We start from the raw sequence: 4,035 nt of genomic DNA, 5'->3' as shown, positions 1-4,035 counted from the left end.
GGGGGAGCGGATAAAGTCGGCGATAAGATTGACATCTCAGAGGTATTTTATGTCTCCTGTCGAATTTATAGACAACGATACATTGAAGGAGCGTCGCATGAGTCAAGGTCGCCGTCATGCCGTGCAGCCCCCGTTGTTTGTTCAGACCGTGGAGATCTATGCCACCATTCCCCAGGATCCGTTCTATATGCGATTGGCGACCCTGGTGGACTGGTCCTTTATCTATGAGTTGACGCACGACTTGTATGCCCCCACCATGGGCCGCCCGTCGTTGGATCCGGTTGTCTTTATTAAATGTCTGCTCTTCGGATTCTTTGAGCAGGTGTCGGAATACCGTCGGCTCGCCTTGCGCCTGGCCGAGTCGTTGACAGCCCGACGATTCCTCGGCTATGCGCTGACCGAGAAGACGCCGGATGAAAGTACGTTGCGCAAGACGTTGGCGCTGTTTCCCGAGGAGATGTTTGCCGCCATCTTCAAACAAATTTTGGCGCAGTGTCAGACGGCAGGCATGCTGGCGGGCCGCCATGTGGGGGTGGACAGCACGACCGTGGAGGCCCATGCCAGTTTGGATAGCCTGCGCCATCGCACCCTGGGCTGCACCTACCGCGAGTACGAGTGCGCGTTGCGTGCCACGGGCGAACCGGCTCCCACCACGATGAGCAATACCGACTGGGTGAGCCCGACCGACCCAGACGCCCGGGTGGCGAAAATGAAGGATGGGCACATCGATCTGGCGTATAAGGTGAGTATCGCCACCGACTTGGAGAGCGGCCTGGTGCTGGGCGTGGACGTCACGACGGCCGAGGTCAGTGATCGGCATGATCTGCTGCCGGCCTTGGACCAGGCCTGTGCCCTCTTGGACGCATTGCACGCCCCGGCGCCGGAGACGGTCACCGCAGATAAAGGCTATCACGACGGGGCAACCTTGGCCGAGGTGGAGGCGTTGGGGATCACCCCCTTCATTCGTCCCCCCGCGCCGGGCCGACCGAGTGCGCCGGGCTTTGCGCCCACCGACTTTGTGCGCGATGCCCAGTCTGATGCCCTGCACTGTCCCGCCGGGCACAGCCTGCGCCGGCAACCCGGCGACGAACGCCATCTGCCCGAGGGGCGCCAGGTCTACCGGGCCGCCGGCGCGACGTGTCGCGCCTGTCCCCACTTCGGCCGCTGTACCACGGATCGACGCGGGCGCAAGGTCTATCGGTCGCGCGACGAGGGAGTGCTCCAGGCCAACGCGGACCGCGCCCACTCGCTCGACGCCGAAACGCGTTTCGGCGCACGCCAGACGCGGGGCGAAGCGCCGTTCAGCTATACCAAACACGGAGGCCGAGGCCGCATCCGGGGTCGCGGCTTGCCGGTGGCGACCAAACAAACGCTCCTGAGTTACGTGGGATGGAACTGCGTCCTGCTGCTGAAGTATCTGGCACGCGCCGAGGCCCTCTCGCCAACCCTTATAACAGGGTGTAACGCCCTCGGGCAAGGCATACAGCGTCTGTATGTGGTCTGGTCCGCGTATGCAAGACGCGACCGCTGGCCAGGACGTCACAGCAGCATTATTTTTGATAATAAGATCAGTTTGCATCGGTATCTATCGCGGTTTGCCGCGTAATAGGACTTTATCCGCTCCCCCCCCCGAGGAGAAGGGAGCGAAAGTAGGGAACGGTTATTACCAATAGCTCCTCCTCTCCTCGGGGAGATGAGGTCGGGGAGGTGAGGGCCGCGCGCCCGGAAAGCGATCCGACACACCGCCCATTAGCTTGTCGTTGTCAGAATGTGGTCGGCAGTCCGGCCAATTCGCGCACCGTTCGCCCGACGCTTTTAAATTTCTCCACCGTCACGCCAGGAGGGCACGAATCAGAATTCGCCAACACAAATGGTCCACCCGCCGCGTCGGCGATGACCTGTGCCACATAGGCCGGTAACTCGGCTAACGCCATCGTCAGGAAGTGCACCGGCTCGATGCCGCCGATAATCCCCACCTTGCTCCCCACCATCTGGCGTGCGGCGCGCAGCGACAGATTCCCGGTCGGGAGCGGCGAGAGGCTTTCCACGGCAAAGATGCCGCTCTCCATCATGGTCGGGAGAATGGCCTGTACATGCCCACACGCATGCTGGATATAATATTTCTGCTGCGTCGCCAGTATCGCGCAGTATTGCTGTATTTCCGGGGCGATGTAGGCGGCGTATTGCATAGGTGAATAGTTCTGCGTGGAGGAGTCTTCATAGGTCAGAAAATAATCGTAAGGCGCGTCGACCGCCAGTCGTACCGCCTCAAGATTCTTCGCGGCCATCGTCTGCACCAGTTCGTCGACGATTTCCGGATAATCGACCAGCGCGTAGGCCAGCTCCTCGGTGCCGACGTAAAATTCGATTAATTGCTGAAACGCCGTCTTGCCGCGTGGAATGAGCATGCCGATGGACAGCCCTTCTTGTCCATCCTGCGCAAGATGGGTGTGCGCTGCCGTCAGATCTTGCCGGAACCGCGTATGCTCCTCGACCCAGAGTTGCACCTTGAAATCCTCCGCCGTTTTCAGCGGATGTTCATTGAGGAAGTGCGTATTCCCCTCCGCGGAAACGCGGCGTGCCCAGTTCAACGTACCGACCGGCGTCTCCAGCCGATACCGCACATGCTCCCCGTCCTCCGTCGTCAGCAGTTCGGCGCCAGGCGTCTCCGCCACCACCGCGCAGGGTGCGCCGCGCCACAGCGGGTCCGCGCCGACTTCGCGCAGGAACGCCACCTGCCCGCGTGTCTGAATCTCCTGCGGGAGATGCTCCCAGATATACGCCAAGAATGGTGACCATGGGACACGATCGGTCGGTTGCCCATGCAAGGCGACGATAATGCGTTCTTTGCTGGTCATGGATTCCATAAAAATCTCCTTCGCCCCTAATACACTATCCAGTGCGTCCGCAGTGACGAGCGAACCGTTCATCCAACTGATCGCTGGCAATAATATACCGCAACGATGCCCACAAAGGAATTGACTGAATCGATACCGGCATATATTATTTCGATATGAACTTGCAGCTACCGCTCACCGTGTTCGACGGCCATAAGGCGCTCCATTGCCCACCGGGCTGGACCTGGCATAGTCTCGAAAACCATTGGACCGGTCTGCACCTGTGGTTGGTAGTGCAGGGGCACGGTCACATGTGCATAGAGGGGACGGACTATCCGGCGCACGCCGGTTGCTGTTTTGTGCTGCGCATGCACGAGGTGAATTTCGGGTCACAAGACGACCGCGACCCGCTGGTCGTGCATGCCGTCAACTTTGCCTTCCTCGATGCCTCCGCCGCCCCGCTCGCGGTCTCGCTGGAAGACCTACCCTATTGCCGCACCGTGCCCAATGCCGCGCTGTTGAGCCAGCTCATCGATCTTGCCATCGACGCGCGTGGGCACGGCGACGCCGCGCAAGCTGCGCACTGGGTGCAATCAGCGTTGTTGTTAGTCGCCCATGCCGACCAGCATCCGGTGGCCCCTGACACGGATGCCACTCGCGCTCGCATCCAGCAACTCTGCCGCACCATTATCGAGGAACCAGGGGCCCCCTACACCATTGCCGCGTTCGCCCAAGGACTCTGCTGGTCACCCGATCATTTCATCAGAGTGTTTCGCCAGCACATCGGCATGACGCCCGGCGCATTTATCATTCATGCGCGCCTTGAAGAAGCGAAGAAACTCCTCCGTTTCGCCAATTATGAGATCAAACACATTGCCGGTCTGCTCGGGTATACCACCCCGTTCTTCTTCAGCCGGCAATTCACCCAGCACGTGGGCATCTCACCGAGCACCTATCGCGAGCAGTTGCGCCGCGGGTCTGAATCATTGCATGATTAGGGATGGAGTCCATAGTATTTCTCAACTATCTCATCACCGTTACGGGCTACGTGTAGCGGGTTGTCATGCCGTACCTCCGCTTGGCGCCCGTAGCGCGCGCCCGCTGTGGCGCGCCTGTCGTGCCACCGTATCCGTGCGGAGAAAGGGTTCAGGGTGCCAAGTTGGGAACGCTCAGACGCTCTCGCAGGCACGGATCAACA

At 60.4% G+C, this 4,035-nt stretch carries 3 protein-coding genes; 2 read left to right on the top strand and 1 reads right to left on the bottom strand.

The features are described from left to right. A partial coding sequence (locus tag VGM51_01165) for an IS1182 family transposase (GenBank protein HEY3411645.1) occupies positions 1-1,606 on the top strand: 1,606 nt, incomplete at its 5' end. Between the two features lie 157 nt (positions 1,607-1,763). Here the strand turns inward: VGM51_01165 and VGM51_01160 are convergent. Then, a complete protein-coding gene (locus VGM51_01160; GenBank protein ID HEY3411644.1) occupies positions 1,764-2,867 on the bottom strand; it encodes a uroporphyrinogen decarboxylase family protein in 1,104 nt (367 codons plus the stop codon). Between the two features lie 146 nt (positions 2,868-3,013). On the opposite strand from VGM51_01160, the gene VGM51_01155 reads away from it, so the two are divergent. Next, positions 3,014-3,835, top strand: a complete 822-nt coding sequence (locus VGM51_01155) for an AraC family transcriptional regulator (protein HEY3411643.1) — start codon at positions 3,014-3,016, stop codon at positions 3,833-3,835. Positions 3,836-4,035 lie beyond the last annotated feature (200 nt).

This window comes from Armatimonadota bacterium (assembly GCA_036504095.1).
GTDB lineage: Bacteria > Armatimonadota > DTGP01 > JAKQQT01 > JAKQQT01 > DASXUL01.
Note: the sequence above shows the minus strand (reverse complement) of the source record. Positions and strands in the feature narration are given on the sequence as shown.

Bases quoted from the DNA above. Each gene is read 5' to 3' on its own strand.
- VGM51_01155 (HEY3411643.1), top strand. From the start codon at position 3,014: ATGAACTTGCAGCTACCGCTCACCGTGTTCGACGGCCATAAGGCGCTC.
- VGM51_01160 (HEY3411644.1), bottom strand. From the start codon at position 2,867: ATGGAATCCATGACCAGCAAAGAACGCATTATCGTCGCCTTGCATGGG.